The sequence below is a fragment of the uncultured Bifidobacterium sp. genome, assembly GCF_949292005.1.
In the GTDB taxonomy this organism is placed as follows: Bacteria; Actinomycetota; Actinomycetes; order Actinomycetales; family Bifidobacteriaceae; genus Bifidobacterium.
In genome coordinates this window covers 1-2,130 of record NZ_CASEXV010000040.1, presented here as the reverse complement: position 1 = coordinate 2,130, position 2,130 = coordinate 1, and the positions used below count along the sequence as shown (strand labels likewise).

Here is a 2,130-nt window from a genome sequence, read left to right as displayed (position 1 = left end):
GGGTCACATGACCTTTCGATGATTCGCGTGGATCCGCCATGACACGGGGGATCCGTCATCATGACACAGGGACGATCGGCCGATGGCCATGGTCGACCCCAATCACGGACATCGGCGAACCCATCATCCCGATCCCGCCCGTCTGCGGTCACGGCCGCGGTCATGGACGCATGGCCGCGTCTCTCTCGATCGCGCTATCGGCGATTGCGGTACGCTCCATATCGACGAAACGATCGACGCAATGCTCGATGGAATACCGCGATCGCGCCTCATCCGCGTACCGGACAGCCCAATACCGACGATCCTCCGCATGCTCCACCCACCAGTCGATCCGATCGGCCAGAACCTGGACGTCACGCGCGGGGAACAGTGACTCGTCGGTGAGCGCGAACTGTCTGGCAGCGCTCAGATCGGATTCGGCGATAACCGGCACCAGCCCGCAGGCGATGCCCTCAAGAACGCTCAGAGATTCGATGTCGACGATCGAGGGATGGATGATGATATCGCATGCACGCAGCAGTCCCGGCATCTCGTCATGGGAGTGGAAGCCGATCGACCATGTCGTGCGCGGCAGCAGACGCCGGGCCTGGGAGCGCAGATACGAGTTCAGCGGTCCGGTGCCGCAGATCGTCAGGTCGATGTCCGCGGCGTGACGGCAGCGCGCCACGGCACGAATCAGCGTGATGTGGTCCTTCTCATGAGTGAGCCTTCCGGACGCGACGATACGGAACCGGCGACCCCGGTCCCGTCCACCCGGCTCCCCGCCGTGACGCGGCGAGAACATCGGCGAGAACCCATTCGATATCACGTGGATCTCGTTGTCGTATCCGTGCGAGCGCAACTGGTCGGCGATCATCCTCGTCGGCGCATGCACGTGACGCACATCGGAATACAGCCAATGTCGGAAAAGCCAGTACAGGAACGTGGATACGCCCGGCACGTATCGAAGAGGACCGGCCGAATAGGTGATGTTCTCCGGCTGGAGGTGGAATCCCGCGGTCACCGGAATGCCCATCTCCCGGGCGACCCGCAACGCACATCTGCCGAACGCGAACGGCATATAGATATGAACCACGTCCGCGCCCCGGAACGCGCGCTCGAACAGCCCCACGTCCGGCTTGGCGAATTGCATCCGCTGTTTGGCGGCGACCCACGACACGAACGGCACCCGATGCACGCGCGCCGGATACCGTGGCGATCCGATCCCCACCACACGCACGTGATGCCCCTGACGAGTCAGTTCGCGGGCATACTGCCATGCGGAATTCGATGTGCCGTTGCCCAGTCCCCCAAGCGCGTCCATCACCAATACGATGGTCAATGCCCCGCCGCCCTGTCGTGTCATACACGCTATTGTATGGTGCCGTGCGGCGTGGATCTCGTCCATGTTCGGGTGTTTGTATGATGCTAGGTATGAGGGATGGCTTGAGTGCGACCGGAGTTGGGGTGCTGGACAACGACCCGCTGGCGTTGCGCATGTTCCGTGCAGTGTTGCATGACCGAGACGGTATCGATCTGTTGTGGCTGGTCAGCAGTCCGGTTGCGGCGGTTCAATCGTGTCTCACGGCTGCGGCCCGTCCGGACGTGCTGGTGACGGACATGGCCTTGGAGGGCATCGGCGGAACAAGCGTGTGCGCGAAGGTGAAGGAGCTGTCCGGTTCGATCCGTGTGATCGGGGTGACGGCCTACCGTACGGACGTCTATCTGGACGATGCGTGGGAAAGCGGTATGGAGGCGGTTGTTAGCAAAACGCGGTTGGACGATCTCGTCGTCCGCATCCTCGACGAAGACGCCGCACATGGCGGGCCTCCGACGCGAGAGGAGAACGGGAGTGACCCCACGCCCGTGAGGAGGGCGATCCCGTCCTCGTGCGAGGCTCGGCAATCGTCAAAGCGGCCCACGCCCGTGGGGAGGAAAACGCTGCCAAACCGCGAGTTGGAGGTGCTGGGATGTTTTTCGCGGGGGCTGAACTCCCGTGAGGCGATGGATCGTCTCGACATCACCAGAAGCACCTTGGCATCTTATGAGCATAGGACTACGGTCAAGCTCGGCGCGCGCAACAGGACGGAGGCGGTGGCGGTATGCATACGCAGGCATCTGCTGCCATGAAAGGGCAATACGACGATGGCG

General features: G+C 62.7%; 2 protein-coding genes. One reads left to right on the top strand and one right to left on the bottom strand.

What is annotated here, in order from left to right; all coding sequences use genetic code 11:
- Positions 1–160 precede the first annotated feature (160 nt).
- Entirely contained in the window at positions 161–1,345 is a 1,185-nt protein-coding gene (locus tag Q1X90_RS03105; protein WP_300766452.1) for a glycosyltransferase, read from the bottom strand.
- Positions 1,346–1,425: 80 nt separating this feature from the next.
- Between Q1X90_RS03105 and Q1X90_RS03100 the strand changes: the two genes are divergently transcribed.
- Positions 1,426–2,109, top strand: coding sequence for a response regulator (locus tag Q1X90_RS03100; RefSeq protein WP_300766450.1), 684 nt, complete (start codon positions 1,426–1,428; stop codon positions 2,107–2,109).
- Positions 2,110–2,130 lie beyond the last annotated feature (21 nt).